The 26,043-nt window shown below is 64.8% G+C and carries 29 protein-coding genes and 1 tRNA gene; 13 read left to right on the top strand and 17 right to left on the bottom strand.

Annotation, left to right across the window (positions count from 1 at the left end; genetic code table 11):
* Positions 1 to 3: 3 nt before the first annotated feature.
* Positions 4 to 1,308, bottom strand: coding sequence for a terminase TerL endonuclease subunit (locus AB4879_RS26565; RefSeq protein WP_370509972.1), 1,305 nt, complete (start codon positions 1,306 to 1,308; stop codon positions 4 to 6).
* A 180-nt stretch (positions 1,309 to 1,488) separates the two neighbouring features.
* Between AB4879_RS26565 and AB4879_RS26560 the strand changes: the two genes are divergently transcribed.
* Positions 1,489 to 2,052, top strand: a complete 564-nt coding sequence (locus AB4879_RS26560) for a hypothetical protein (RefSeq protein WP_370509971.1) — start codon at positions 1,489 to 1,491, stop codon at positions 2,050 to 2,052.
* Positions 2,053 to 2,473: 421 nt separating this feature from the next.
* Here AB4879_RS26560 and AB4879_RS26555 read toward each other — a convergent pair whose 3' ends face one another.
* The 8 genes from AB4879_RS26555 to AB4879_RS26520 form a co-directional block, all read right to left on the bottom strand.
* Complete coding sequence (locus tag AB4879_RS26555; protein ID WP_370509970.1) at positions 2,474 to 2,866, bottom strand: HNH endonuclease; 393 nt, start codon at positions 2,864 to 2,866, stop codon at positions 2,474 to 2,476.
* Complete coding sequence (locus tag AB4879_RS26550) at positions 2,866 to 3,054, bottom strand: hypothetical protein (RefSeq protein WP_370509969.1); 189 nt, start codon at positions 3,052 to 3,054, stop codon at positions 2,866 to 2,868. The genes AB4879_RS26555 and AB4879_RS26550 overlap by 1 nt, the downstream gene beginning before the upstream one ends.
* A 213-nt stretch (positions 3,055 to 3,267) precedes the next feature.
* Entirely contained in the window at positions 3,268 to 3,468 is a 201-nt protein-coding gene (locus tag AB4879_RS26545) for a hypothetical protein (RefSeq protein ID WP_370509968.1), read from the bottom strand.
* A gap of 71 nt (positions 3,469 to 3,539) precedes the next feature.
* Positions 3,540 to 4,229 carry a hypothetical protein gene (locus tag AB4879_RS26540; RefSeq protein WP_370509967.1) on the bottom strand — a complete coding sequence of 230 codons (690 nt, stop codon included), beginning with the start codon at positions 4,227 to 4,229 and terminating at the stop codon, positions 3,540 to 3,542.
* 110 nt (positions 4,230 to 4,339) lie between these two features.
* Positions 4,340 to 4,537, bottom strand: coding sequence for a hypothetical protein (locus tag AB4879_RS26535; RefSeq protein ID WP_370509966.1), 198 nt, complete (start codon positions 4,535 to 4,537; stop codon positions 4,340 to 4,342).
* Positions 4,538 to 4,604: 67 nt separating this feature from the next.
* Positions 4,605 to 4,778, bottom strand: coding sequence for a helix-turn-helix transcriptional regulator (locus AB4879_RS26530; RefSeq protein WP_370509965.1), 174 nt, complete (start codon positions 4,776 to 4,778; stop codon positions 4,605 to 4,607).
* A gap of 154 nt (positions 4,779 to 4,932) precedes the next feature.
* Entirely contained in the window at positions 4,933 to 6,276 is a 1,344-nt protein-coding gene (locus AB4879_RS26525; RefSeq protein WP_370509964.1) for a tyrosine-type recombinase/integrase, read from the bottom strand.
* Between the two features lie 93 nt (positions 6,277 to 6,369).
* Positions 6,370 to 6,446 (bottom strand) — tRNA-Leu (locus tag AB4879_RS26520).
* 115 nt (positions 6,447 to 6,561) lie between these two features.
* Here AB4879_RS26520 and AB4879_RS26515 point away from each other — a divergent pair.
* From AB4879_RS26515 to AB4879_RS26490, 6 genes are all read left to right on the top strand, one after another.
* Positions 6,562 to 7,179: an ANTAR domain-containing response regulator gene (locus tag AB4879_RS26515; protein ID WP_102809051.1), complete on the top strand. Its 618-nt coding sequence runs from the start codon at positions 6,562 to 6,564 to the stop codon at positions 7,177 to 7,179.
* 186 nt (positions 7,180 to 7,365) lie between these two features.
* Complete coding sequence (locus AB4879_RS26510) at positions 7,366 to 8,586, top strand: branched-chain amino acid ABC transporter substrate-binding protein (protein ID WP_102809052.1); 1,221 nt, start codon at positions 7,366 to 7,368, stop codon at positions 8,584 to 8,586.
* A 78-nt stretch (positions 8,587 to 8,664) separates the two neighbouring features.
* Positions 8,665 to 9,702 carry a branched-chain amino acid ABC transporter permease gene (locus tag AB4879_RS26505; RefSeq protein ID WP_370509963.1) on the top strand — a complete coding sequence of 346 codons (1,038 nt, stop codon included), beginning with the start codon at positions 8,665 to 8,667 and terminating at the stop codon, positions 9,700 to 9,702.
* Positions 9,699 to 10,889: a branched-chain amino acid ABC transporter permease gene (locus tag AB4879_RS26500; protein WP_102809054.1), complete on the top strand. Its 1,191-nt coding sequence runs from the start codon at positions 9,699 to 9,701 to the stop codon at positions 10,887 to 10,889. The genes AB4879_RS26505 and AB4879_RS26500 overlap by 4 nt, the downstream gene beginning before the upstream one ends.
* Positions 10,886 to 11,755 (top strand): ABC transporter ATP-binding protein, encoded by an 870-nt coding sequence (locus tag AB4879_RS26495; RefSeq protein ID WP_370509962.1) that lies wholly within the window; start codon positions 10,886 to 10,888, stop codon positions 11,753 to 11,755. Before AB4879_RS26500 ends, AB4879_RS26495 begins: the two co-directional genes overlap by 4 nt.
* Complete coding sequence (locus AB4879_RS26490; RefSeq protein WP_370509961.1) at positions 11,742 to 12,479, top strand: ABC transporter ATP-binding protein; 738 nt, start codon at positions 11,742 to 11,744, stop codon at positions 12,477 to 12,479. Before AB4879_RS26495 ends, AB4879_RS26490 begins: the two co-directional genes overlap by 14 nt.
* On the opposite strand, the gene map is transcribed toward AB4879_RS26490, so the two are convergent.
* Positions 12,480 to 13,253: a type I methionyl aminopeptidase gene (map, locus tag AB4879_RS26485; protein ID WP_370509960.1), complete on the bottom strand. Its 774-nt coding sequence runs from the start codon at positions 13,251 to 13,253 to the stop codon at positions 12,480 to 12,482.
* A 50-nt stretch (positions 13,254 to 13,303) separates the two neighbouring features.
* On the opposite strand from map, the gene AB4879_RS26480 reads away from it, so the two are divergent.
* Positions 13,304 to 13,582 carry a helix-turn-helix domain-containing protein gene (locus AB4879_RS26480; protein ID WP_370509959.1) on the top strand — a complete coding sequence of 93 codons (279 nt, stop codon included), beginning with the start codon at positions 13,304 to 13,306 and terminating at the stop codon, positions 13,580 to 13,582.
* Here the strand turns inward: AB4879_RS26480 and AB4879_RS26475 are convergent.
* The 3 genes from AB4879_RS26475 to AB4879_RS26465 are packed head-to-tail and all read right to left on the bottom strand — an operon-like array spanning position 13,560 to position 15,472.
* A complete protein-coding gene (locus AB4879_RS26475) occupies positions 13,560 to 13,787 on the bottom strand; it encodes a DUF167 domain-containing protein (protein WP_102809058.1) in 228 nt (75 codons plus the stop codon). The two genes, AB4879_RS26480 and AB4879_RS26475, sit on opposite strands and share 23 nt — an antisense overlap.
* Entirely contained in the window at positions 13,788 to 15,023 is a 1,236-nt protein-coding gene (locus tag AB4879_RS26470) for a lipid-transfer protein (protein ID WP_370509958.1), read from the bottom strand.
* Entirely contained in the window at positions 15,020 to 15,472 is a 453-nt protein-coding gene (locus AB4879_RS26465; RefSeq protein ID WP_102809060.1) for a Zn-ribbon domain-containing OB-fold protein, read from the bottom strand. The genes AB4879_RS26470 and AB4879_RS26465 overlap by 4 nt, the downstream gene beginning before the upstream one ends.
* A 105-nt stretch (positions 15,473 to 15,577) precedes the next feature.
* Here AB4879_RS26465 and AB4879_RS26460 point away from each other — a divergent pair, with 105 nt between their 5' ends.
* Both AB4879_RS26460 and polA read left to right on the top strand, forming a co-directional pair.
* Positions 15,578 to 15,874, top strand: a complete 297-nt coding sequence (locus AB4879_RS26460; RefSeq protein ID WP_102809061.1) for a hypothetical protein — start codon at positions 15,578 to 15,580, stop codon at positions 15,872 to 15,874.
* 29 nt (positions 15,875 to 15,903) lie between these two features.
* Complete coding sequence (gene polA, locus AB4879_RS26455) at positions 15,904 to 18,603, top strand: DNA polymerase I (RefSeq protein ID WP_370509957.1); 2,700 nt, start codon at positions 15,904 to 15,906, stop codon at positions 18,601 to 18,603.
* Here the strand turns inward: polA and AB4879_RS26450 are convergent.
* On the bottom strand, positions 18,570 to 19,238 hold the full coding sequence (locus tag AB4879_RS26450) for a trimeric intracellular cation channel family protein (RefSeq protein ID WP_102809063.1): 669 nt from the start codon (positions 19,236 to 19,238) through the stop codon (positions 18,570 to 18,572). The genes polA and AB4879_RS26450 overlap by 34 nt on opposite strands.
* Before the next feature lie 217 nt (positions 19,239 to 19,455).
* Here AB4879_RS26450 and AB4879_RS26445 point away from each other — a divergent pair, with 217 nt between their 5' ends.
* Positions 19,456 to 20,928 (top strand): Ig-like domain-containing protein, encoded by a 1,473-nt coding sequence (locus tag AB4879_RS26445; protein ID WP_370509956.1) that lies wholly within the window; start codon positions 19,456 to 19,458, stop codon positions 20,926 to 20,928.
* 8 nt (positions 20,929 to 20,936) lie between these two features.
* On the opposite strand, the gene AB4879_RS26440 is transcribed toward AB4879_RS26445, so the two are convergent.
* Positions 20,937 to 22,076, bottom strand: coding sequence for a PrsW family intramembrane metalloprotease (locus tag AB4879_RS26440; protein WP_370509955.1), 1,140 nt, complete (start codon positions 22,074 to 22,076; stop codon positions 20,937 to 20,939).
* Between the two features lie 180 nt (positions 22,077 to 22,256).
* On the opposite strand from AB4879_RS26440, the gene rpsA reads away from it, so the two are divergent.
* On the top strand, positions 22,257 to 23,711 hold the full coding sequence (rpsA, locus tag AB4879_RS26435) for a 30S ribosomal protein S1 (protein WP_036344752.1): 1,455 nt from the start codon (positions 22,257 to 22,259) through the stop codon (positions 23,709 to 23,711).
* Between the two features lie 74 nt (positions 23,712 to 23,785).
* Complete coding sequence (gene coaE / locus AB4879_RS26430; RefSeq protein ID WP_370509954.1) at positions 23,786 to 24,967, top strand: dephospho-CoA kinase; 1,182 nt, start codon at positions 23,786 to 23,788, stop codon at positions 24,965 to 24,967.
* Here coaE and AB4879_RS26425 read toward each other — a convergent pair whose 3' ends face one another.
* On the bottom strand, positions 24,968 to 25,420 hold the full coding sequence (locus AB4879_RS26425) for a nitroreductase/quinone reductase family protein (protein WP_102809065.1): 453 nt from the start codon (positions 25,418 to 25,420) through the stop codon (positions 24,968 to 24,970).
* A gap of 29 nt (positions 25,421 to 25,449) precedes the next feature.
* A complete protein-coding gene (locus tag AB4879_RS26420) occupies positions 25,450 to 25,998 on the bottom strand; it encodes a hypothetical protein (RefSeq protein WP_102809066.1) in 549 nt (182 codons plus the stop codon).
* Between the last annotated feature and the right edge of the window lie 45 nt (positions 25,999 to 26,043).

Genomic DNA, 26,043 nt, shown 5'->3' with positions numbered 1-26,043 from the left:
CGCTTAAGCTGCGAACGACACCGTTCGCTTGCGTGGTTTCTGTTGTGCGGCAAGGTAAGTAGCCCGGCTATGGGCCATCATCAGCGATACCGCCAAGTCAATCTTCGGGGCGTGCCGAGACCGTGAAGTTTTCTCAAGTTTGATCCCTACATCTGATTCCTTAACCGTCGCCGCTAAGACGTGCCGCCTAAGGTCCTTATCTCCGGAATGCGTATAGAGCTTCTGCAATGCGCCCGTCTGCAAGTCTTTAGTTGCCGGGGTCTGCCGCTTAGGGGTCTGATCCCACACCACCATCGGCAAGCCCTCGCCCGCGAGGACCGCCGCCGAATGGGTGAAATATTTGGGGTCATAGGCAATCTCACGGACACTCCACTGCTGCGCCGCGTCCCTGATCGCCTGCTCAACGTCGAGAATCGGCACCTGCCAGCTATCGACACCCTGCGGCTTCTCCCATACTGCAACCGTGTCGAAATGCGGGCGGGCGGCCACTGTTCCGACCACGATTGCCGTTGAGTCGTTGTTACGGCTGGCGTCCACGCCTAAGACAACTTCGGCACCGTCACGGATGCATTGACCGGTCGCCAGCGCGTCCCACTGCTCGGGGCTAAGGAATGGGCGTTCGTTAGTAACCACCACCTGGCAAAGGCGCTTACGGCGGTACTCGCCCTCGCCCTCCTTAAGCATCGCCAACGCCTCACGACGCCCCAACAGGTCGTCCAGTTGGGGATTAGCCAGCTCTAGGCAGTGAGGACATTCCGGCGGGTGATGCTCGAAACCATCGGCGGAGAACTCAACAAACGCCAACGTGTCGTCAGTCGGATCAGCCCGGAAACGGTTCCGCAGTTCAATTAGCACCGACGTTTCCCGGTTCGGCGGCGTGCCGATGCCTAGCACCATCGCGCCTGGCATCTTGCCGACGCCCATCAACAACGTTGACCACGTATCGGCGTCAATCTCGCCCAGCTCATCGGCCAACGCCAGCGTGAAGGTGCCCAAACCCTCAATGCGCTTCGCCTCAGCCGGAAGCGCCGTCAGTGACGAACGCTTGCCGGGAATCTCAATACGGTCGCGGTAGACAGCCGCGCGCGACGCCAGCGCGTCGTTAAGCAACACCATGTCAGCGGCCGGCTTAAGCAACCGGCCCGCCATCCGCTCATCGACTGCGACAATCGGAATCTCATTGCCATCCGGACCGCAAAACAGCTCATACAGGCCCAGCGCCGCGAACAGGCCGGTTTTGCCCAACCCGCGCGGCCCCATGATCGCTCCGACCACTGGACGCGGGTCCGGGTCCAGAAACGGGCGCATCATGTCCACCTGCCACGGCCTCAATCGCATTGACTTGTTGGCTCCTCGCCCCTTCGGTACGACGAGATACTTAGCGACCCAAGCGGCGAACCGCTCAGCACCCAACTTTTGGGATCGGAACGGCAACGCGCTTAGGTCCGCAGCCGGTTTTGGGCCTGCGGCCATGAAATACTCCCGTCTGTGTCGGTGGACTGGTCGGCTATCGCGGCGTGGGGAGCGCTCGCGCTTAGCTTGGGAAACACAGCTCACACTGTGCGTAAAGAAACAAGAAAACCGATTACCGAACGGCAGCAAAACCTCCGGGACGACCTGCGCTCAATCCTAAAAGCGGCGCAAGATGACATTCGCCCAGTCGTAAAACAGTTACAGAGCGGATCGGTACCCGCCGGGGGACTACCTGACTCGGTAGCCAAACTCCGCGACCGCCTTGACGCGGTAGTACAGGACGGCATCACCATCCCCCACGAAAGCCACGTCGCGGCAGTGCAAACCCGTTATAGCGGTCTGGACGCAGATTGGGCTCGTTTGCAGAATGCGCACGAACGCGTCGTGAACTATGCGCCGGATGGTTTCTACAAGCTGGAAGAACTTACCCAACGGCGAACGGCGTCCTCGATGGAGTTGCTTCGCAAGCTAGAGGCGCTGCTCAAGCGTGTGGACAAACTCATCGAAGCGCTGTCGAAAATCGACAATGGTGACAAGACAACAATCAAAAAGTACTCCAAGCATGAGATGTGGCTCTAAGTAATTGTCCCTGCGCTGGCCGATCAAGAAGAGGGACGGGCCGCGACGGGGACCCTGCCCACCCTTAGCGTTTCCGCTGGTCAGAGCGGTGGCCGGCTCATGCGTTAGTGACGCTTAGCCTTTGGCTTAGTCACACCCTTGGCGCGGTTAACGTGCTGGTCAGGGCAGGTGTATCGGATTGTTCATCACCCTGAGGGTCGGTGACGGTCGTTGTCGTGGCCCGGTCGTACCGTTTACGGATGACTCACAAGCAATGGCAACGTCGCAACGGCACCTGCAATAAGTGTGGTGCGCCAGTGATTGAGACGGTTGACGACTACTACGTGGGCGGTCAGGTTGTTGGCCGGGATGAGCCGTACGCGTCGGATGTCATTAGCGCTCGGTGCAGTCCAGGTTGTCTCGGCCCGGACGATAGGGACTACTAGTCGCTGGTTGCGTCCATGTAGTTGGTCCAGCGTTGCTTGCGGGCTGCGATGGCGGTGAGTACCTGTTGGCGTTCGGCGTCGGTACACCTGTCACCTCGCGCTGAATTGCAGGTGCGACACCAGACGCGCAAGTTCAGTTCCTCATAAACGAGGTCAGGCCGCTCTGTTGGAACGATTACGTGGTCCACGGTTAGGTCGGTTGTCGCTGAGCACTTCTCACAGAATGGGCTAAGCCGCCTTAGCTTTGCGCTTAGCTTGCGCCATCGCCAGTCTGAGGCGGTGCGGCCTTTGCGTCCGCGTTGGTAGTGGTTGTTTAGTGGGCGTTGGCAGTCGGTGCAGCGTGAGCCGCTAGGGATCAGGCAACCGCACCCTAAGCACGGTCGCCGCACTACCGGGTGTCCTGTTCAATTAGGTCAATCATCGCGTTAGCGACCTCGACGGCTTCGGAGCGCCGGAACACCAGAACGTGTGTGAATCCGTTGTTGTACTCAGACTTGCGCTTGACTCTGATCTTCGTGCCGTGGTGTTCGACTGTGTACGGTTCGCCGGTTTCGGCGGGAACCACGACGGTGCTCATCGGTTACTGGCTTCGGTGCAGCAGTAGCAGCCGCGCTGACCGGACGCGTAGCACTTAATCGGCTCGCGACGCGGCAAGCGTTGCGGCTTCGGTTCGCGCTTTAGCTCAATGCTCCTAAGTAGCACTGTGATTGGCATGTTCCCCCCGGAATGTGGCGATGCCCGGACCCGACAGGATGGAAGCGGGTCCGGGCATACCGGTCTATGTAGCTGGTTAGTTGGCGCTGAGCGCATCCCAGTCGCGCACTGGACGGCCTGACAGCGCATCAGAGTGCGCGATCAGAAGCGCGCCCAGCTCTAGCGCGTCGTTGGGGTGCAGCGGGAATGTGAACGAGTCCAGCATGTTCTCGTATCCCTGATGCACGTTGAAGCGCAGGCCGATGCGCGGGTCACCGTCTCCGGGCTGCGTCGCCATTAGTTCAAAGCTCTTAGGCGTAATTTGAATATTGCCGTTACGCATATGCGTTCCTATCTCTGTTTAGTTGTTTAGCTGGCCCGCTGGCCATACAGCCCGTCCCAGTTCTCGACGGTGACGTGTGGCTTGTGAACCATGCGGTGCCGGTAGGTCACGTCCAGCCGCTCGCCCATAAGCGCCTCTTTCGGCTTGCGCCGCCCGTGGTACGGGGCAAACCGGAACGCGCTGTGTTCGTTGTACAGGCGGGAAGCGGTGACCTCGGACACCATTAGGGAGCGGATATCCCTGTCGTGCAATATGTTTGCGCGTTCCGCATCGACTGCGTATCGCAGGTTGCCCGGCGCGCAGTTGGCGGGGTCACCGTCCAAGTGCAGAACCGCAGTAGCCGACCACGCGGCAGGCGGTGGCCCCAACACCTCGAACGCGATCAGCTCGGCGGCGCGCCGCTCATAACAAGTGATGCGCTCGGCGGCAGGATCGTCGCGGTCGTCGTCCGGATCGGCCAGGTAGCGGCCCGTAAGCGACCCGTATGCCGGTAGCACCGGCCCGGCGTAATTCTTGCCGGGATGGATCAGGTGCCCGTACATGCCGCGGGGCGGCACACGATTCGTTCCCCGGTAAAACACGCCGTGATCGTTGAATTGCAGACCGTGCCCGCCTGTCACGTCCCAGCGCTTACGCTTCTTGGTTTGGGCGGATGGCGACCTTAGTAGCTTAGGTGAGTTTATCGACCCATCTACATTGAGAATTTCATATTTCAAGTGTTCTACTTTCAGTATATACGCGAGGCGTACCTTTTTAAGAGTTCACCAATTGCGCTGGGAGTGACCTGCGGCTTTACCCGCAGGTCCACCCATTCCCCAAGGGACCGCTACGCCATCCGGTATTGGATATCGGCCCGCTCAATCAACTGCGCGCCGATAGCCTTGGCCTGCTTCCGCGTGAAGCTGTGCGTGGCCACATGAACCTGCTCACCGTTGACGAACATTTCGAGCTTCACGAACTCGCGATGCTTCGAGACCCGGTAGAAGCTGTTCTCGCCGATCTCGATCACATTGGTATAAGCCATATTTCCATCCTCTTTGTTGTGGGCAGCACGTAACCCGGCCACCCGTTTGGGTTGCTTAGGTTAAGGGTTAAACAGCGAACTGCTTATCTAGCCACGCCTCAACGTCGGCGCGGCGATAACGCAGAGTCTTGCCGATACGGGCACCCTTAGGCCCCTTACCGGTCTGCCTCCAGTAGTAGGCAGTCGATTCGGTGATGCTTAGTTTCTGGCACAGCTCAGCCAGCGTCAACAGATCAGACATTCGTTTGGCTTCTGGTGATATCCGGGTGCCGCCCTTGTGGCGGCAATTCCGTCGAGTGTTCCGTTCCTTACGCGGTCACCAATCAAATTCACTCGCTGAAAGTAACTTTACAGACGGTTCGCCCGAATCAGAAGGAATAGACGTAAGCAAACCATCAACGTGCCGGTTGGGTTGCCTTGTCCATCGCAGCCGCGAGCTTCTCCCAATCACCATCAAGCATGTGCGAATACACATTGGCCGTGGTCGATACGTTCCGGTGTCCTAGCAGCTTCGACGCCACAACCACCGATCCGACCTCGGATATCGCCAACGAACCGGCGGTGTGCCTCAACGTATGGGGCGTCACGCCGGGTACACCCAACGCCTCTACGGCCTTGCTGAACCGCGCCATGAACCAGCCGATAGTCATAGCGCCACCGTCCGGGCCGGGAAACAGGTACTCGCCAGGTTCGCGCCCGGCGATCACCGGGGCCAGCGCGTCGGCCAACTCCGTAGTCAGGATGGGCACTCTGCGCACCTGGTGAGTCTTAGTCTCACCCTCTACCCGGCCTTGGCCCCGCACCTGCGTGATCTGCTTATCCACCACGATGCGCCTCCCGGCCACGTCCACGTCACCGACCCGCAGCGCCGCGCACTCACCGAACCTCAAACCCGCATACGCCAAGAGCCGCACCATCGCGGCCAACCCGTCCGGAGAAGTTAGGGCCGGTGCGGTATCGGCACGATGCCGGATCGCCGTCTCGGCTTTGGCGATGGCGTCGGCCAATATCCGTACTTGCTCATGCGTGAGCGCCAAGTCCTTAACTTGCGGCTTACTGGGCTTTTGAATGTCGTTAGCCGGATTGACCGCCAGGTACTTGCACCGGATCGCATAAGCGAACACCTGATGCACTACCTGGTGAATCTGGATCACACGGGCAGGGGAGAGGCCGGTCTGTACTACTTCACCGTCCTCGTCACGCTTCGGGTGCTTGCGCGCCGCCGGGTTCGTTGCCAGCCATGTGAACCAGCCCTGTAACCGCTCGTGGCTGATGTCCTTAAGCGGGTAGCTCTCCCACTTGGGCAAGATCACTACCTCTAATAAGCCCCGGTAGCCCTCAATCGTCTTAGGTGCCCGGTTTGCCGCTTCCTTAGTCTTAAGCCACGCATCAGCCACAGTGGCGAACGTGACCGCCGAGCGTTTCGGGTCCGCATAGGTGCCGGTGTCGATCTTCATCCGCTCGTCGTCTGCGCAGCGCTGGGCGTCAGCCTTGTTGTCGAACGCCTTAGTTGCCCGGTTGCCGTCAGCGTCGACCCACTCGGCGCGCCAGCGTTTGCCTTGACCGTGCCGGGTACTGCACACCATCGTTCCCGGTTTCTTGAAGTGCGTGCGATCCATGCACCAGACCGGGCCATCGGAGTTATCCGCGGGGTAGTAGACCTGCTCACCCCGCCGGGCTTTCCGGTGCCACAGATCATCTACATCTGAACGGATCGCGCGTTTCTTGGCTGCCGTCATAGGCGGCATCCTAATGCCGTGCCTACTGTCTGCCTACTGTGTGGCTGTGCCCACTGGGCGTGTCGCTCAAATATGGCTCTGAGCTGGTCTTTCTGGTGCCCTCGGTGAGATTCGAACTCACACTGCACGGGTTTTGAATCCGTTTCCTCTGCCAGTTGGGATACGAGGGCAGGCCGTGTTCACGGCGGTGTCCCACCATAGTGGATGACCGTGCCGGGGGCGCCAACCGGTCGGCCACAGAGCTCCGAGGTGGCTGATTACCGCTGACCACGCAACAATGGCCGCATGACGGACGCCGAAGACCGCACATCCCGCCGGGTGCTGATCGCCGAGGATGAAGCGTTGATCCGGATGGATCTGGCCGAAATGCTTCGGGACGAGGGCTATGAGGTGGTCGGCGAAGCCGGGGACGGCCAGGAGGCCGTCGAGCTGGCCGAACAGTTGCGTCCCGACCTGGTGATCATGGACGTCAAGATGCCGCGGCGGGACGGGATCGACGCGGCCGCCGAGATCGCCAGCAAGCGCATCGCGCCGATCGTCGTGCTGACCGCCTTCAGTCAGCGCGATCTGGTGGAAAAGGCGCGCGACGCCGGCGCCATGGCGTACTTGGTGAAGCCGTTCTCCATCAGCGATCTGATCCCGGCGATCGAGGTGGCGGTCAGCCGGTTCGGTGAGATCGCCGAACTGGAGCGTGAGGTCGCCAACCTGTCGGACCGCCTGGAGACCCGCAAACTGGTGGAGCGGGCCAAGGGGTTGCTGCAGGCGAACCAGGGCATGACCGAACCTGAGGCGTTCAAGTGGATTCAGCGTGCGGCCATGGACCGGCGCACCACGATGAAGCGGGTCGCCGAGGTGGTGCTGGAGACCCTCGACACGCCCGGTGCGGATCCGGCGTCGAATTGACGCGTTAACTCTGCGTTTCCTCTGACCGCGCCGTTTGGCGCGATCCGGAATATGCTCACGGCCAGGCGTTGGCCAACATGACGCGCTGCGGCCACCGGTTGGCTATGTTCTACCGCAGTGTCGAGGGTGGGCCGCAGAGCGGTTTGCGATGTCGGCGCCGTGAAACTACTGACCCGGAGGTGAAACGTGCGCGGACGCGCGACACGCAGTGCAATCGCCGCTAGTTCGGCGCTGCTGGCGGTCATCGGCATCGCCGGCTGCAATCAGCAGTCCCCGTCGAATGGTGGCGGAAACGCCTCGCAGGGCGACCTGAAGATCGTCGAGCAGGTCCAGATCGATCAGAACGGCGCGGAAGTCAAGCCCGACGCCGGCGCCACACCTGCCGATCCGGCCGGTGACGGCAAGGCGACCTGCCCGCCGGTGTCCATCGCGATGGCCGGTGCGCTCAACGGGCCCGACGCCGCGCTGGGCATCAACATCAAGGACGGCGTGCAGCTGGCCATCGACAAGCACAACGCCGCCAACCCCGGCTGCCAGGTGCAGTTGAAGCCGTTCGACACCGAAGGTGACCCGCAGAAGGCCACCGCAATCGCGCCGCAGATCGTCGACGATGCGTTCACGATCGGGCTTGTCGGACCGGCGTTCTCGGGCGAGACCAAGGCCACCGGCGGGGTGTTCGACCAGGCCGGCCTGGTCGCCGCCACTGCGTCGGCCACCAACGTCACGCTGTCCGAGCAGGGCTGGAAGACGTTCTTCCGTGGCCTGGCCAACGACGGTGTGCAGGGCCCCTCGGTGGCCAACTATCTGAAGAACACCCTCAACCAGAAGAAGGTCTGCGTCGTCGACGACAGCACCGACTACGGTGTGGGCCTGGCGCAGGCGGTTCGCGAGACCCTCGGCCCGGTCGCTCTCGACGCCTGCAAGATCTCGGTCAAGAAGGGCGACAAGGACTTCTCGGCCGCGGTCACCCAGGTCAAGGGCCAGTCGCCGGATTCGGTGTTCTACAGCGGTTACTACGCTGAGGCCGCTCCGTTCGTCCAGCAGCTGCGCGACGGCGGGTACACCGGCAAGTTCGTCAGTGCCGACGGCACCAAGGATCCGGAGTTCGTGAAGCAGGCGGGGCAGTCCTCCAAGGACGCCATCCTGTCCTGCCCCTGCGGCCCGGCCACCGGCTCCTTCGCCGACGAGTACACCAAGAAGTTCGGCCAGGCGCCCGGAACCTACAGCACCGAGGGCTACGACCTCGGCACGATCCTGCTGAAGGGCATCGACGCCGGCAAGATCACCCGGGCCGACCTGCTCGACTGGGTGAAGAACTACAACGGCCAGGGTGTGGCCCGTAAGTACCAGTGGACCGACAAGGGTGAACTCACCACCACCCTGATTTGGATCTACAAGGTTCAGTAGCCGATTCGCGAGACGCGTCCGGGACCGCAAGGCTCGGACGCGTTCTCGTTTCAGACACCAAGGAGGCCGCCGCTAACGATGGTCTACGAGAGCCTCGGCCAGATCACGTATCTCGCCAGTGACATCGGTTTCAATATCGACAATCTGCGAGACGGCTTCTGGCAGTTGACCATCGACGGCCTGTCGTGGGGCGCCATCTACGCTCTGGTGGCTGTTGGGTACACCCTGGTGTTCGGCGTGCTGCGACTGATCAACTTCGCGCATTCCGAGATCTTCATGCTGGGGATGTTCGGCGCCTACTTCTGCCTGGACATGATTCTCGGGTTCACCCCGAGCGGTAACGCCTACAGCAAGGGCGTCTTACTGACAGTGTTGTACCTCGGCATCGCCATGCTGTTCGCGATGTTGGTATCAGGTTCGGCCGCAATGGGTTTGGAGCTGGTCGCCTATCGGCCGCTGCGGCGCCGCAACGCCCGGCCGCTGACGTTCCTGATCACCGCCATCGGTATGTCGTTCGTGCTGCAGGAGTTCGTGCATTTTGTGCTACCCAAGATCATCAAGGACTACGGCGGCAGCAACGCCCAGCAGCCGATCATCCTGGTGCAGCCCAAGACCCAGTTCGAGATCTTCGGTGCGACAGTCTCCAACGTCACCCTGGTGATCATCGCGGCCGCGCTGATCTTCGCCGCGCTCACCGACATCGCGATCAACCGGACCAAGTTCGGCCGCGGCATCCGGGCGGTGGCCCAGGATCCGACCACGGCGACACTGATGGGGGTGTCCCGGGAACGGATCATCTTGACGACGTTTTTGATCGGCGGTCTGCTGGCCGGCGCCGCCGCGCTGCTCTACACCCTGAAAGTGCCGCAGGGAATCATCTACTCGGGCGGATTCCTGTTGGGCATCAAGGCGTTTTCCGCGGCCGTGCTCGGCGGAATCGGCAACCTGCGCGGGGCGCTACTCGGCGGACTGGTGCTGGGCATCATGGAGAACTACGGACAGGCCGTGTTCGGCACGCAATGGCGTGACGTCGTCGCTTTCGTGTTGTTGGTTCTGGTGCTGCTGATCAGGCCCACCGGGATACTCGGGGAAAGCCTCGGAAAGGCGCGAGCATGAGCGAGCAGACGCCAGGGAAGTGGTCGGGCCGGCTGCTGGCCCCCGGCGACGGTCTGCGCGGTTGGTGGTCGGGCCTGAGCCGGGTGCAGAAGTGGGGCTTCGGAATTGTGGGCTTCGCACTGCTGGCGTTGTCGCCGCTGCACCCGCCGCCGTTCTTCGATACGCCCGGAATCAGCTTCGGCGGCACCATGGCTCAGTTCGCCATGGTCGCGATCATCGCGATCGGCCTCAACGTCGTCGTCGGCCAGGCCGGTCTCCTGGATCTGGGCTACGTCGGCTTCTATGCCGTCGGCGCCTACACCGTCGCCCTTCTGACCAGTCCGGACAGCCCGTGGAATCAGCTCAGCGGCAGCGGGGCGTTCAGCGAGAACTGGGCGTGGCTGTCGTGTGTTCCGCTCGCGATGGCCTTCACCGCGCTGGCCGGCCTGATCCTGGGCATCCCGACGCTGCGGCTGCGCGGCGACTATCTGGCCATCGTCACATTGGGTTTCGGCGAGATCATCCGGTTGCTCGCCGACAACCTGTCCGGGATCACCAACGGTTCCCGCGGCCTCAACGGGGTCGCCTATCCGAGGGTCGGGCAGACCGACAAACTGCCCGACGGGGTGTTCTCGAGCGGTAACTCCACGGGCCATGCGAACTACGGCACCTGGTGGTTCTGGCTGGGATTGATCCTGATCGTCGCAATCCTGCTGCTGGTCGGCAACCTGGAACGCAGCCGGGTCGGCCGGGCCTGGGTGGCGATCCGCGAGGACGAGGACGCCGCGGAAGTGATGGGCGTCAACACGTTCCGGTTCAAACTGTGGGCATTCGTGATCGGCGCCGCGATCGGTGGACTGTCCGGGGCGCTGTACGCCGGACAGGTGCAGTACGTCGCGCCGCCCACGTTCAACATCATCAACTCGATGCTGTTCCTGTGCGCGGTGGTGCTGGGTGGGCAGGGCAACAAGCTCGGCGTCATCTTCGGGGCGTTCGTGATCGTCTACCTGCCGAACCGCCTGCTCGGCGTGCACTTCCTGGGCATCAACCTCGGCGACCTGAAGTACCTGTTCTTCGGCCTTGCGCTGGTGGTGCTGATGATCTTCCGCCCACAGGGGCTGTTCCCGGTTCGCCAACAGCTGCTCACCTACGGTAAACGCGCCCGCTATCTGTTGCGCAGCGCCGACGAGTCGAAGTCGGCCGCATGACGCACGCCGCCGGCGGTCCCACCCAAGACGATCCGGACACCCCGATCGACGAGAGCCTGGCCGTGTTCGCCCGTGAGACCGACGTCGCCGAGGGGCAAACCCTGCTGGAGACAAAGGATCTCACCGTGAAGTTCGGCGGCCTGACCGCGCTGGATTCGGTGAGCTTCGAGATCAAGCGGGGCGAGATCCTCGGCCTGATCGGACCGAACGGCGCGGGCAAGACCACCTGCTTCAACGCGATCACCGGTGTGTACCGGCCGAGTTCGGGATCGGTGACCTTCGACGGGCAGCCGCTGGGCCGGATCAAGCGGCACCAGATCACCCGACGGGGGATTGCCCGGACCTTCCAGAACATCCGGCTGTGGGGTGAGATGACCGCGTTGGAGAACGTGGTGGTGGGCACCGACGCCAGGCACAAGACATCGGTCCCCGGCGCGTTGGTGCGCACACCGCGGCACCGCCACGAAGAGCGTTCAGCCATCGAAAAGGCGGCTGCTCTGCTGCAATTCGTGGGCATCGCGCATCGCGGCGAGGAGAAGGCCAAGAACCTGCCGTACGGCGACCAGCGTCGGCTGGAGATCGCGCGGGCGCTGGCCACCGAGCCGAAGCTGCTGTGCCTCGACGAGCCGGCGGCCGGCTTCAACCCCAGCGAGAAAGCCGCGCTGATCGAACTGATCCAGGCCATCCGCGACGACGGCTACACCGTGTTGCTCATCGAGCACGACATGCGACTGGTCATGGGTGTCACCGACCGGATCGTGGTGCTGGAGTTCGGCCGCAAGATCGCCGACGGTCTGCCCGCCGAGATCCGCGACGACCCGGCCGTGATCGCCGCTTACCTGGGGGTACCCGATGACCAGCTCTGACAACGCCCCACTGCTCGAGGTCCGCGACGCGGTGGTGCACTACGGCAGGATCGAAGCGCTGCACGGGGTTTCACTCGAAGTCCGGCAGGGTGAGCTGGTGACACTGCTGGGCTCCAACGGCGCCGGCAAGACCACGATGATGCGGGCGATCTCCGGTCTGCGGGCGTTGTCGTCGGGATCGGTGTGGTTCGAGGGCCGCGACATCAGCCGGGTCAAAGCCCATCAGCGCGCCATCGACGGACTCATCCAGGCTCCGGAGGGGCGTGGCGTTTTTCCCGGCATGACCGTGACCGAGAACCTCGAAATGGGCTGCTACGGGCGAAAGTTCGACAGCAAGACCGAGCACCGTGAGCGCCTGGATTGGGTGTTCGAGACCTTCCCGAGGCTCGCCGAGCGCCGTACTCAGGTCGGCGGCACCCTGTCCGGTGGAGAACAGCAGATGCTGGCGATCGGGCGCGCGCTGATGGCCCGCCCACGGGTGCTGCTGCTCGATGAGCCGTCCATGGGCCTGGCGCCCATGATCATTTCCCAGATCTTCAAGATCATCTCCGAGATCAACGCGCAGGGCACCACCGTCCTGCTGGTGGAGCAGAACGCCCAGCAGGCGCTGACCCGGTCGGACCGCGCCTACATCCTGGAGACCGGAACCATCACACGCAGCGGCGTGGCCCGAGAGTTGTTGGCCGACGACAGCATTCGCGCGGCCTACCTCGGCGTGGCCTGATCAGTCGGAGAGCTTGGTCAGCACGCGCGGACCGTGCTCGGTGATCGCGATCGTGTGCTCGGAATGGGCGGTGTTGGATCCGTCGGCCGACCGCAGAGTCCAGCCGTCCGGATCGACCACCAGATGGTTGGTTCCGCGTCCCCACCACGGCTCCAGCGCCAGCGTCAGACCAGGTTTGAGCACCATGCCGCGGCCGGGCCTGCCACGGTTGGGCACGTGCGGGTCCTCGTGCATGGTGCGGCCCAGCCCGTGCCCGCCGAAGTCGGTGTTGACGGCGTACCCCGCCGCGGCGGCCACATCGCCGATGGCCGCCGAGATGTCGCCGAGCCGCCCGCCCGGGACCGCGGCCGCGATGCCGGCGGCCAGGGCGCGGCGCGTGGAGTCGACCAGTGCGGTGTCCGCGGCGTCCGGGGTGTCGCCGACCACCACCGTGACAGCGGAATCGGCCACCCACCCGTCGATCGAGACGGCGAAGTCCAGCTTCAGCAGATCGCCGTCGCGCAGGACGTAGTCCCACGGAAGACCATGCAGCACAGCATCATTGACCGAGAGGCAGATGACATTGCGGAACGGGCCGCGGCCGAACGACGGCGAGTAGTCCCAGTAACAGGACGTCGCGCCGCGTTCGTCGATCAGCGCCCGTGCGCGGTGTTCGAGCTGCATCAGGTTCACGCCCGGCTCGGCGTCCTGCGCCAGGGTAGCCAGGGTGCGCGCGACGAAATCGCCGGTGACGGACATCTTGTCGATTTCTCTGGCGGTCTTGAGTTCGATCATCTGAGTACGGCTCCCTGCTGTCGGTATTTTTATACCGTATACTCGGCCGCATGGTGCGTGTGCCGCTGACCCCGGAACAGATTCGAGCCGGACAGCGCCTCGGCGCGTTGATCAGGACGGCCCGGGCCGGCCGCGCACCCGAGCTCGTCGCCAACGAAGCGGGTATCTCGCCGGAGACGCTGCGCAAGATCGAGGTCGGCAGGCTGCCCAGCCCGAGTTTCGGCACCGTCGTAAGCCTGTGCGAGGCACTGGGTTTGCCGCTGCAGGACGCCGTCGACGTATGGCGGGACGGCGATGCCGGGCAGGCTAGTCGACGCGAAACCGCTTGACCCGAGACGTCGCTCCGGCCGTCAACGTCACGGCGCTGCGCGCCACCCCCAGATGCTTGGCGAGCAGCCGAGCCGCGGCCTCGGTGGCCTTGCCCTCGATGGCAGGCTCACGTACGAAGATCGTCAGCGAACCGTCGTCGGCAGTCTCGACCAGCGGCCCCTTGCGGCTGCCCGGCTTGACGGTGACAACGACGGTCCGGCTCACCTAGCGCGCGACGACCACCGACGAGCCGTGGCCGAACAGGCCCTGGTTGGCCGTCACGCCGACCTTGGCGCCCTCGACCTGACGTCCGGTGGCACGGCCCTTGAGTTGCCAGGTGAGTTCGCAGACCTGGGCAATCGCCTGGGCGGGGATGGCCTCGCCGAAGCTGGCCAGCCCGCCGGAGGCGTTCACCGGAATCCGGCCGCCGATCGTGGTGGCGCCGCTACGCAACAGCTGTTCGGCTTCGCCCTTGGCGCACAAGCCCAGATGCTCGTACCAGTCGAGTTCCAGCGCGGTGGACAGGTCATAGACCTCGGCCAGCGACAGGTCCTCGGGGCCGATACCGGCCTCGGCGTAGGCGGCATCGAGGATCTGATCCTTGAACACCCGGTCCGGTCCCGGCACCACGGCGGTGGAATCGGTTGCGATGTCCGGCAATTCGGGCAGGTGCTGGGGGTACTGCGGACTCTGCAGGCTCACCGCGCGCACCGACGGCACCCCTTGTACCGAGCCGAGATGCTTCTCGGCGAATGCCTTGCTGGCCACGATCACCGCCGCCGCACCATCGGAGGTCGCGCAGATGTCAAGCAGCCGAAGGGGATCGGAGACCACCGGGCTGGCCAGCACGTCCTCGACGCTGGCCTCCTTGCGGTAGCGGGCGTACGGGTTGTTCAACCCGTGCTGCGCATTCTTGACCTTCACCTGGGCGAAGTCCTCGAGCGTGGCGCCGTAGAGATCCATCCGGCGGCGCGCGAGCAGCGCGAAGTACACCGTGTTGGTGGCGCCGATCAGGTGGAAGCGCTGCCAGTCGGGATCGTTGCGGCGCTCACCGCCGACCGGGGCGAAAAAGCCCTTCGGAGTGGTGTCCGCGCCGATGACCAGCGCGACGTCGCAGAAGCCGGCCAGGATCTGCGCCCGCGCGCTCTGCAGGGCCTGCGAGCCGCTGGCGCAGGCCGCGTAGCTCGAGGTGACCGGGATGCCGTTCCAGCCGAGCTTCTGCGCGAACGTCGCACCCGCCACGAAGCCGGGATAGCCGTTGCGGATGGTGTCGGCGCCGGCCACCAGTTGGATCTGGCGCCAGTCCAGGCCGGCCTCGGCCAGCGCGGCGCGGGCGGCGACGACGCCGTACTCGGTGAAGTCGCGGCCCCACTTGCCCCAGGGGTGCATGCCGGCACCGAGGATGTAAACCGGTTCCGGCGGGCAGGAGCGAAGCGACTCGGGGGTGGTTGTGGCGGTCATTTCGCGATCTCCCATGCGTAGGTGACGCGCTCGGTGCCGTCGTCGTCGGTGTAGAGCGTCATGGTGGTCAGCTCCACCTCCATACCGACCTTCAAATCAGCGGCCAGCGTGCCTTCGACGACCTTGCCCAGCACGATCAGGCCCTCGTCGGCGAGCTCGACGGCGGCGACCGCGAACGGTTCGAACGGGTCCGGCGACGGGTAGGGCGGGGGAGGTGCGTAGCGATTCTCGGTGTAGCTCCACACCGTGCCGCGCCGCGAGAGCGGGACGGCGTCGAGGACATCGCTGTCACACGCCGGGTTGGGGCAGTTGTTGGCCCGCGGCGGGAACACGTAGGTCCCGCACTGCGGACACTTGCCGCCGATCAGATGCGGCACACCGGCGTCGTCGTGGTCCCACCAACCATCGATCGCCGGTAGTTGCGTGGGGGCGTCTGGAGAAGCTGGCACGGGGTCATCGTATGCGATGCGGGCCGGCGAACTGAAACGTGTTCCAGTTCCGTTTGCCTGGTCAAGTTGGGATCGGTAGCCGAACCGGCGGAGTGGACTCGTGGCATGGGACTTTTCAAGAAACTGAGTGATCCCGCCCTGCTGGGCGGCCCGTCGAACAAGTCGGTTGCCGACGACGACCCGATCTGGGAACCGATCAACGGCATCTCGTTGGGCAATTACGCCGAACTCGCCCTCACCGCGCAGAAACGCGGTGTCACCGACGAGGCCGGCATGATCGCGCTCGGTCGGGAACGCGGCTGGGATCCGGCGGATACCAAGGCCGCGCTCGACGGGTGGGTGCAGCGGATGGGCCAGTCGATGGCCGTGGGACAGCGATTCCGCAAGCTCCTCGGGTACTGAGTGTCGGGGGCGGTGCATAGAGTGATGGCGTGACGGCGAGCGCTACGGACCAGAAACCGACCCTGCTGCTGCTGGATGGCAATTCGCTCGCGTTTCGGGCGTTCTACGCGTTGCCCGCCGAGAACTTCAAAACCAAGAATGGGCTGACCACCAACGCGGTCTACGGCTTCACCGCCATGCTGATCAACCTGCTGCGCGACGAGACGCCCACGCATGTGGCCGCCGCCTTCGACGTCTCTCGGCAGACCTTCCGCAAGGAGAAGTACCCGGAGTACAAAGAAGGCCGTTCGGCAACGCCGGACGAGTTCCGCGGCCAGATCGAGATCACCAAGGAAGTGCTCAACGCACTCGGCATCACGGTCCTGGCCGAGCCCGGTTTCGAGGCCGACGACATCATCGCCACGCTGGCCACCCAGGCCGAGCAGGAGGACTACCGGGTGCTGGTGGTCACCGGCGACCGGGACGCGCTGCAACTGGTCAGCCCGGACGTCACGGTGCTCTACCCGCGCAAGGGTGTCAGCGATCTGACCCGGTTCACCCCCGAGGCGGTGGTGGAGAAGTACGGCCTGACCCCGACGCAGTATCCGGACTTCGCGGCGTTGCGCGGCGACCCGAGCGACAACTTGCCAGGCATCCCGGGGGTGGGGGAGAAGACCGCCGCCAAGTGGATCCTCGAATACGGCTCGCTGCAGGGGCTGGTCGACAACGTAGACGCCGTTCGCGGCAAAGTCGGAGATGCGTTGCGCGAGAACCTGTCCAGCGTCATCCTCAACCGGGATCTCACCGAACTGGTCAAGGAGGTCCCGCTGGCGCAGACCCCCGACACGCTGCGGGTGCAGCCGTGGGACCGCGACCAGATCCACCGCCTGTTCGACGACCTCGAGTTCCGCGTCCTGCGGGACCGGCTGTTCGACACGCTGGCCGCCGTCGAACCGGAGGTCGACGAGGGGTTCGACGTCCGCGGTGGGCAACTCGAACCCGGCACGGTGGCGGCGTGGCTGGACGAGCACGCGCGTACCGGCGCCCGGTCCGGTGTCGCGGTCGTCGGCACCCACCGGGTGTACGACGGTGATGCCACCGCCTTGGCGATCGCCACCGCCGACGGCGACGGCGCCTACATCGACACCGCCGGCCTGACGCCCGACGACGAGGCCGCGCTGGGTGCGTGGCTGGCCGACGAGAGCGCGCCGAAGGTGTTGCACGAAGCCAAGATTGCGATGCATGACCTGGCCGGCCGGGGCTGGCAGGTGGCCGGTGTCACCTCCGATACCGCGCTGGCGGCGTATCTGGTGCGGCCCGGGCAGCGCAGCTTCGCTCTCGACGACCTGTCGCTGCGCTACCTTCGTCGCGAGCTCCGTGCCGACAACCCTGAGCAGCAACAGCTTTCGCTCCTCGACGACAGCGAAGGCGTGGACGACCAGGCGGTGCAGACACTCATCCTGCGCGCCCGCGCGGTCGCCGACCTGGCCGACGCACTGGATGAGGAGCTGGAGCGCATCGACTCGTCGTCGCTGCTCGGCCAGATGGAGCTGCCGGTGCAGGCTGTGCTGGCCGGGTTGGAGAACGTCGGCATCGCCGTCGATTTGGACAAGCTGAACACTCTGGAGCGGGAGTTCGCCGAGCAGATTCGGCAAGCCGCCGACGCGGCGTACGAGGTGATCGGTAAACAGATCAACCTGGGTTCGCCCAAGCAGCTGCAGGTTGTGCTGTTCGACGAGCTCGGCATGCCGAAGACCAAGCGCACCAAGACCGGCTACACCACCGACGCCGACGCGCTGCAGTCCCTGTTCGACAAGACCGGACACCCGTTCCTCGAGCATCTGCTGGCCCACCGCGACGCCACCCGGCTCAAGGTCACCGTCGACGGGCTGCTCAAGTCGGTGGCCGCCGATGGGCGCATCCACACCACGTTCAACCAGACCATCGCCGCGACCGGGCGGTTGTCGTCGACCGAGCCGAACCTGCAGAACATCCCGATCCGCACCGACGCCGGGCGCCAGATCCGCGACGCGTTCATCGTCGGTGGCGGCTACAGCGAATTGATGACCGCCGACTACAGCCAGATCGAGATGCGGATCATGGCGCACCTGTCCAAGGACGAGGGCCTGATCGAGGCCTTCCGGACCGGCGAGGACCTGCACTCGTTCGTGGCGTCGCGCGCGTTCGATGTCCCGATCGACGAGGTCAACGCCGAACTGCGGCGCCGCGTCAAGGCGATGTCGTACGGCCTGGCCTACGGGCTCAGCGCCTACGGGTTGTCGGCCCAGCTGAAGATCTCGACCGAAGAAGCCAAGGTCCAGATGGAGCAGTACTTTAACCGGTTCGGCGGCATCCGGGACTACCTGCGCGACATCGTCGACCAAGCCCGAAAAGACGGGTACACCTCGACGGTGTTCGGCCGCCGGCGTTACCTGCCGGAGCTGGACAGCAGCAACCGGCAGGTGCGTGAGGCCGCCGAACGTGCCGCGCTCAACGCACCCATCCAGGGCAGCGCCGCCGACCTGATCAAGGTGGCGATGATCAACGTCGACTCGGCGATCAAGGAACGTGGCCTGGCATCGCGCATGCTGCTGCAGGTGCACGACGAGCTGCTGTTCGAGGTCGCGGACGGCGAACGCGACACCCTCGACGCGTTGGTGCGCGACAAGATGGGCAGCGCGTACCCGTTGGACGTTCCGTTGGAGGTGTCGGTGGGTTACGGCCGAAGCTGGGATGCCGCCGCGCACTGACGGTCCTCGACGGGGGCGGGATTCACGTGCAACTCGCGAGGCCCGGTCGGTAGCCGCCAGTGGAACGTGATCGCCGCCAGCCGCAACAGGGTGGCGACGATCGACCCGACGGCGACTCCCAACCACTGCGCGCCGACCGAGTCGATCGCGACGTAGACGACGGCACCCAGCATGGCCGGCGCCGCATACATGTCGTCGGGACCCATCACCATCGGGACCTCCCGCGCGACGATGTCGCGCATGATGGTGCCGGCGATCGCGGACACCATGCCCAGCAGTGCGGCCGCGAAATAACTGGCGCCGTGATCGACCGATATCGCCGCGCCGGTGGTCGCGAAAAATCCCATGCCGATGGCGTCGAGCACCAGCACGAGTTGGCTCAACTTGATCACCAGTTTGGCGAAGGCCGTGGTCAGTACCGCAGCCACGAAACACACCGTGACAGGAGCCCAGTGCTGCAGCGACGCCGGCGGGAACGCGCCCAGTAGGACGTCACGCATCACATTCCCGCCGATGCCGGTCAAGACGGCCAGGACGGCGATGCCGAACAGGTCGAACCCCTTGCGGACACCGACCACCGCGCCGGAGGCGGCGAGGACCGCGATCCCCGCGTATTCCAGGATGTGCTGGATCATGCCCGCGAAGGTAGGAGGCGAAGCTAGGAACCGGCTGAAAACGGCTGCGGACTGGCGGGTACGGCCGCAGCTGGGACGCCGCCGCGCACGAGTACCCACGTCGCCGGTTTAATTGAGGCGCCGAGCAAACTCGTTAGGCGAAATACCGTTGCAATGATGTCCGAGACTGTACCGTCGGTCCGACCGCATCACATGCGCGAAAACCGGGGGGATTTCGATGTCGAAGGTTGGGTGGGAGGCGCGCGTCGGTGCGTTTGCCTTCATGGTGGGGCTATCGTGGGTCGGGCTGCAGACGGCCGGTCTCGCAAGCGCTGATGACGGGGCCGGATCCAGTTCGCCGTCGGCGTCGACAGGCCATGCCAAGCCGGGCGGTGGCGTTGCTCGCCAGTTCGGTCACGCCGCGCCGGCACCGCGCGCCGCCGCCAAGCCGTCGGCGGTCGGCGCCCGCCAAATTCCTTTGCTCGGCTCTCCGCGGGTAGGCGCGAAGCGACCGGCACCGACGGCGCAGGCAGCGGTGCCGACACAGTCCGATCCAATCGTCAGCGCCCCGATCGCTGCCCGGCCTGCGGCGTCTGCGTCAGCGAACCCCGTCCAGAGTTTCGTCGACCACCTGCCGTTGCAGATTCGCCGCACCTTTTTCAACAACGCACCGACCGTGCAGCCGGTCCAGATCACCGGTCAGCATGACGGGGTTATCAGCGGAACCATCGGCGCGGTCGATCCCGAAGGGGACGTGATCAAGTACAAGGTCGTCGCTGCCGGTGCCGGCGCGCCTCTGCACGGCACCGTTCACGTTGCCTCCGACGGCACGTTCACCTACACCCCAGGATCGGACTTCACCGGCACTGACGAGTTCGCCGTGCGCGCAACGGATGTCGGACCGCATATCAACCTGCTGAACCTCTTCCGTTCACCGAGCACGACGGCGTCGGTGACGGTGAACCAGTACGTAATCGGGACGCCGGCGTTGAAGTTCGCGTTCACGTTCGATTCCGGATCGGAATCGTGGTGGACTCCCGCTTCGCGCGCAGCTCTTCAGGCGGCCGGGGATTTCCTGGCGTCGCGCATCGTGCCGTCGGCCTCCCTCCCGGTGACCGTCAGCTATCTGATCACAGTCCAGAGCACACCCGGCTCCAGCCTGCTCGGTACCGGCAGCAGCTCCCTTGCCATCGTCGGTGGGGGAAAGTTCGAAGACACTGTGGTGCAACACAAGATCCTCACCGGCATCGACCAGAACGGCACGCAGGCCGATGGCACCATCGTGTTCAACTCCGCGCACACCTGGTCCTTCGACAGCACCCCGAACTTCCTCGAAACCGATTTTGAAACAGTTGCATTGCACGAGCTCGTGCACACGCTGGGCTTCCTTTCAACGGTCGGAAGCGCATCGTCGTCGACCTACCGAACGAAATTGGACGGCTTCGCCACCACCAGCACCGGTATTCCTCTGTTCTTGAGCAACGGCTCCTGGGCCACCACACGCGGCGGCAGCGTCTACTTCGACGGTCCGAATGCGACTGCGGCCTACGGCCGATTGGTGCCGCTGGACGCCACCGGCGCGCATCTGAACGGTTCGACGTTCGCGGCTTCGTTGATGAGCCCGAGCATCGGCACTGGGGTTCGGCGCATCAAGCTGAGTGCAGTCGAGATCGGCATGCTCGAGGACATCGGCTACACCGTCATCGCCTAGTCGTAGCCCTATACCGGCGGTCGGTAGCCGTTCACCCAGTGCAGCGCCGGCCCGGCGGCGGCGCGGGCAGCGACCACGCCGTCGACCTCGAGCTGCTGCAGCGCGAACACCCGCGCATCGCCGAAACCGCGGTCGATCCGGTCCCGGACGAATGCCAGCTCGACAATCTGGACTGCGAATTTCTTGACGCCGCGGCCGGCCGGGCGCCCACCGAGCCGGGTGGCGGCGGCCACCGCCGCCTTGCGGGTGCGGATCGACCCCAGCCAGCCGGCCTCGGCCGGGGTCACCAGGCCTGCGGCGACCATGCCCGGCAGTTTCTCGGCCACCACGCGCTGTTCGGCGCGCCGACTACGTACGGCCAGCGTGACCGCCAGGAAGAACACCGGCATCATCCACACCACGTACAAGCCGAAGTACGCGCCCGGACCGGCCAGAGCAGACCCGTTCCACAGCCCGTGCATCACCACCGCGGCCAGGTACCCGAGCGCCACACACCCCGCCTTGGCAAACCAATTGCGTTGCTGCAGAGCGAAATGCACGCCGATCGCGGTGAAAGTCGTGAACAGCGGGTGGGCGAACGGCCCCATCACCAGACGCAATCCCGCGGTCAGCAGAGAGTCGCCCAGCGAGCCGCCGTCGGCGATGTAGAAGATGTTTTCCAGCCAGGCGAAGCCGATCGCCGTCATTCCCGCGTAGACCAAGCAGTCGGTCAGCGAGTTCAGCTCGGCGCGGCGCACACCCGTCATCATCAACAGCAGAAACGCGCCCTTGGCGGCCTCCTCGATCAGCGGAGCGCCGACCGCGATGGTGAAGGGGCTGGACTCCGAACCGCCGGTGTTCACCGCGGCGTCGAAGACCACCTCGAGGCCCACTGACACCACAACGGCCACCGAGGCGCCCCAGACGAAGGCGAACACCAGCAGCCGCGGCGGCTCCGGTTCCCACCGGTCCAGCCACAGATACGCCAGCACCACCAGCGTCGTCGCCGTGGTGGCCAGGATGAACCCGATCACGGTGCCGGCCGGATTCACCGCGGTCAGCAGGGTCAAGATCAACCCGGCGACGGTGCCGAGAATGATGATCACCGCCAGCGGGGCGCCGACCTTGCGGACCGGCCTGGGCAACGGCGGCGGGAAGGGGTAGGACACCTGAGCAGGGTATTCGACCAGAGGCGTCCACAGCGGGCTCACAGACCCGGGTTTGTCCAGCGTGTGCCTAGTCGAGTAGTCTCGGACAGTACCTGTGTGCACGTAGCGGGTACAGCACCACAGATACATCCCCGAAAGAACTGTCCCTACGATTAAGCCTGTCCGGAGCAACCCAACAATATGCCAAGTCCCACCGTCACCTCGCCGCAAGTAGCCGTCAACGACATCGGCTCGGCCGAGGACTTTCTCGCCGCGATCGACAAGACCATCAAATACTTCAACGATGGCGACATCGTCGAAGGGACCATCGTCAAGGTTGACCGCGACGAAGTCTTGCTCGACATCGGCTACAAGACCGAGGGTGTCATCCCCTCCCGCGAACTTTCCATCAAGCACGACGTCGACCCCAATGAGGTTGTGTCCGTCGGCGATGAGGTGGAAGCCCTCGTCCTCACCAAGGAGGACAAGGAAGGCCGCCTGATCCTGTCCAAGAAGCGCGCTCAGTACGAGCGCGCCTGGGGCACCATCGAGGCACTCAAAGAGAAGGACGAGGCCGTCAAGGGCACCGTCATCGAGGTCGTCAAGGGCGGCCTGATCCTCGACATCGGCCTGCGTGGCTTCCTGCCCGCATCGCTGGTCGAGATGCGACGCGTCCGCGATCTGCAGCCGTACATCGGCAAGGAGATCGAGGCCAAGATCATCGAGCTGGACAAGAACCGCAACAACGTGGTGCTCTCGCGCCGCGCGTGGCTGGAGCAGACCCAGTCCGAGGTGCGCAGCGAGTTCCTCAACCAGCTGCAGAAGGGCGCCATCCGCAAGGGTGTGGTGTCCTCGATCGTCAACTTCGGCGCGTTCGTCGATCTCGGCGGCGTCGACGGCCTGGTGCACGTCTCCGAGCTGTCCTGGAAGCACATCGATCACCCGTCCGAGGTGGTTCAGGTGGGCGACGAGGTCACCGTCGAGGTGCTCGACGTGGACATGGACCGCGAGCGGGTTTCGTTGTCGCTCAAGGCGACTCAGGAAGACCCGTGGCGCCACTTCGCCCGCACCCACGCCATCGGCCAGATCGTGCCCGGCAAGGTCACCAAGCTGGTGCCGTTCGGTGCGTTCGTCCGCGTCGAAGAGGGCATCGAGGGACTGGTGCACATCTCCGAGCTGGCTGAGCGCCACGTCGAGGTGCCGGATCAGGTCGTGCAGGTCGGCGACGACGCCATGGTCAAGGTCATCGACATCGACCTGGAGCGCCGCCGCATCTCGCTCAGCCTCAAGCAGGCCAACGAGGACTACACCGAGGAGTTCGACCCCTCGAAGTACGGCATGGCCGACAGCTACGACGATGCGGGCAACTACATCTTCCCGGAGGGCTTCGACGCCGACACCAACGAATGGTTGGAAGGCTTCGACAAGCAGCGCACCGAGTGGGAGGCCCGTTACGCCGAGGCCGAGCGCCGGCACAAGATGCACACCGCGCAGATGGAGAAGTTCGCCAAGGCTGAGGCCGAGGCGGCCGAGCGTCCGGCCGGCAACGGCTCGTCGTCGTCGTCCTCGTCGAGCTCGGGTGAGTCGGCCGGTGGTTCGCTGGCCAGCGATGCCCAGCTCGCGGCTCTGCGCGAGAAGCTGGCGGGCAACGCCTAAGTAATCCACGATTGACGCCCCGGCTCACCCGAGCCGGGGCGTTCGTCGTCTCGGCTGCCTGAAAGACTGGTGCAGTGCTGCGTATTGGACTCACCGGCGGTATCGGCGCCGGCAAGTCGACGGTGTCCGCCACGTTCTCCGAATGTGGCGGCATCGTCGTCGATGGGGATGTCATCTCCCGCGAGGTCGTCGAGCCGGGGACCGAAGGCCTGGCCAAGCTGGTCGACGCGTTCGGGTCACAGATCCTGCTGCCCGACGGCGCGCTGAACCGCCCGGCACTGGCCGGGATCGCGTTCAGCGACGAGGACAAGCGGCAAACCCTGAACGGCATCGTCCACCCGCTGGTGGCGACTCGGCGCTCGGAGTTGATCGCTGCCGCCGGTGAGGACGCCGTGATCGTCGAGGACATCCCGCTGCTGGTCGAATCACAGATGGCCCCGATGTTCCCGCTGGTCATCATCGTGCATGCCGATCCCGAGGTGCGGGTCAAGAGGCTGATCGACTACCGCGGCTTCTCCGAGGCTGATGCGAGAGCCAGGATCGCCGCGCAGGCCACCGAGGAGCAACGCCGGCTGGTCGCCGACGTCTGGCTGGACAACGCCGGCAGCTCCGGCCAACTCGTCGAGCAGGCGCGTGAGCTGTGGTACCAGCGCATCCTGCCGTTCGCGCACAATCTCACCACCCGCACCCCGGCGCCGAGTTCGACCGCTGTGGTGGCGGCCGATCCCCGTTGGCCCGACCAGGCCCGCCGGGTCCTGGCCCGGCTCAACACCACCTGCGGGCACCGCGCGGTGCGGATCGACCACATCGGCTCGACGGCGGTGCCAGGTATGGACGCCAAGGACATCATCGACGTCCAGGTGACGGTTGCGTCGCTGGACGTCGCCGACGAACTCGCCGAAGACCTACTGAGGGCCGGGTATCCCCGCGTCGGCGCGATCACCTCCGACGTACCGAAGGCGGGTACCGATCCAGCCTTGTGGCACAAGCGTTTCCACGCCTCCGGTGACCCGGGCCGGCCCACCAACGTGCACATCCGGGTGGACGGGTGGCCCAATCAGCGGTTCGCGCTGCTGTTCGTGGACTGGCTCAAGGCCAACCCCGGTGTGCGGGCCGACTACCTGGCGGTCAAGCACTTCGCGGCTCAGCACGCCGATATCGGGGCCTACGCCGAGGCGAAGGAGCCGTGGTTCCTCGATGCCTACCGCCGGGCGTGGGAATGGGCCGACACGACCGGCTGGACGCCGGCCGTCTGACTAGCGGAACGCTCGGCGCCGCTCCAGGATCAGCAACGGGATCTCGCGGGACGTGTTGCGCTGATAGCCCGCATATCCCTTGTAGGCCTTGATAACTCGCGGCCACAACTCGGCCCGCTCTTCGGGGCTGGCGGTGCGGGCCAGCATCGGAACCGTTGCGCCGTCAACGGTCACGCCGACATCGGGATTGGCGATCGCGTTCTTGTACCAGTCGGGGTGATCCTGGTGCCCGCCCTTGGACGCCACGACGACGATGCGGTCCTTGTCGTGAACCGGAGACGTCAACAGGTTGCTGTACGGCTTCCCGGATTTGCGGCCGACGGTGTGCAATTCGACGGTCAACATCCCCATCACGGTGCGTGGGTAGCGCCCGCCGGTGAGCGCGAGCACGATCCGGTGACCGTTTTCCAACAGCCAGGCGCCGGCCTCGGCGACACGATCAGGTTTCTGCACGTGCCCAGAGTATCGGCGGTTGCGGAGGTCTACGTCGTCGGTTCCGGCGCCGGGGCAGGTGCGGGCGGAGGCGCGGCGTTCGGGGCGGGCGTATCCAGGGGCGCGCCGCACTGGAGGGTGCCGTAGAGCGGGTCGTCCTTGGGGCGGAACAGCCGGGGGGCGATGAACTGGTCCGCCTGTGCCACGATCTGGTCGTCCACCAGGATCTCGCAGTGCAGATTCGATCCGTACGGCCACTGGATGGACAGCTGCATGCCGGCCTTTTTGGGATCGTGCAGAACCGTGTTGACCTCGAAGGTCATCCCCGGCAGCAGCGTGGGTTGGTCGCTGTTGACGTTGTTGTCGTCGATCTTGTACGCCACAACGGCGCCGCGTGATGTGCCGTCCGCCCGGGCCCGGTAGGTGATGTTGTGCAGCAACTGCGGGTTGGCGTCATCGGAGGCCACGGGCGTCGGCGGGGGTGTCGGCGGGGGCGTGGGATCCGGGTCGGCCAGCGCGGTCGCCGCCGTTAACTGAGAACCCACGACCAGTGTGGCCGCGGCGACGATGCTCAGCCATCCGCGCGTGGTGGAGCTCATAGCTAGGCAGACTACCCGTCCGGCGGGAGACTGCCGATTCGTTGC

The sequence above is a fragment of the Mycobacterium sp. SA01 genome (assembly GCF_041287105.1).
Classification (GTDB): Bacteria; Actinomycetota; Actinomycetes; order Mycobacteriales; family Mycobacteriaceae; genus Mycobacterium.
The sequence above is the reverse complement of the archived record's forward strand: the minus strand, read 5'-3'. Positions and strand labels throughout refer to the sequence as shown.

Excerpts from the sequence above, each read along its gene's own strand:
- AB4879_RS26565 (WP_370509972.1), bottom strand. The coding sequence starts at position 1,308 with ATGCGCCCGTTTCTGGACCCGGACCCGCGTCCAGTGGTCGGAGCGATC.
- AB4879_RS26550 (WP_370509969.1), bottom strand. The coding sequence starts at position 3,054 with ATGAGCACCGTCGTGGTTCCCGCCGAAACCGGCGAACCGTACACAGTC.
- AB4879_RS26545 (WP_370509968.1), bottom strand. The coding sequence starts at position 3,468 with ATGGCGACGCAGCCCGGAGACGGTGACCCGCGCATCGGCCTGCGCTTC.
- AB4879_RS26535 (WP_370509966.1), bottom strand. The coding sequence starts at position 4,537 with ATGGCTTATACCAATGTGATCGAGATCGGCGAGAACAGCTTCTACCGG.
- AB4879_RS26530 (WP_370509965.1), bottom strand. The coding sequence starts at position 4,778 with ATGTCTGATCTGTTGACGCTGGCTGAGCTGTGCCAGAAACTAAGCATC.
- AB4879_RS26525 (WP_370509964.1), bottom strand. The coding sequence starts at position 6,276 with ATGACGGCAGCCAAGAAACGCGCGATCCGTTCAGATGTAGATGATCTG.
- AB4879_RS26515 (WP_102809051.1), top strand. The coding sequence starts at position 6,562 with ATGACGGACGCCGAAGACCGCACATCCCGCCGGGTGCTGATCGCCGAG.
- AB4879_RS26505 (WP_370509963.1), top strand. The coding sequence starts at position 8,665 with ATGGTCTACGAGAGCCTCGGCCAGATCACGTATCTCGCCAGTGACATC.
- AB4879_RS26500 (WP_102809054.1), top strand. The coding sequence starts at position 9,699 with ATGAGCGAGCAGACGCCAGGGAAGTGGTCGGGCCGGCTGCTGGCCCCC.
- AB4879_RS26495 (WP_370509962.1), top strand. The coding sequence starts at position 10,886 with ATGACGCACGCCGCCGGCGGTCCCACCCAAGACGATCCGGACACCCCG.
- AB4879_RS26490 (WP_370509961.1), top strand. The coding sequence starts at position 11,742 with ATGACCAGCTCTGACAACGCCCCACTGCTCGAGGTCCGCGACGCGGTG.
- map (WP_370509960.1), bottom strand. The coding sequence starts at position 13,253 with ATGATCGAACTCAAGACCGCCAGAGAAATCGACAAGATGTCCGTCACC.
- AB4879_RS26480 (WP_370509959.1), top strand. The coding sequence starts at position 13,304 with ATGGTGCGTGTGCCGCTGACCCCGGAACAGATTCGAGCCGGACAGCGC.
- AB4879_RS26470 (WP_370509958.1), bottom strand. The coding sequence starts at position 15,023 with ATGACCGCCACAACCACCCCCGAGTCGCTTCGCTCCTGCCCGCCGGAA.
- AB4879_RS26460 (WP_102809061.1), top strand. The coding sequence starts at position 15,578 with ATGGGACTTTTCAAGAAACTGAGTGATCCCGCCCTGCTGGGCGGCCCG.
- AB4879_RS26450 (WP_102809063.1), bottom strand. The coding sequence starts at position 19,238 with ATGATCCAGCACATCCTGGAATACGCGGGGATCGCGGTCCTCGCCGCC.
- AB4879_RS26445 (WP_370509956.1), top strand. The coding sequence starts at position 19,456 with ATGTCGAAGGTTGGGTGGGAGGCGCGCGTCGGTGCGTTTGCCTTCATG.
- rpsA (WP_036344752.1), top strand. The coding sequence starts at position 22,257 with ATGCCAAGTCCCACCGTCACCTCGCCGCAAGTAGCCGTCAACGACATC.
- AB4879_RS26420 (WP_102809066.1), bottom strand. The coding sequence starts at position 25,998 with ATGAGCTCCACCACGCGCGGATGGCTGAGCATCGTCGCCGCGGCCACA.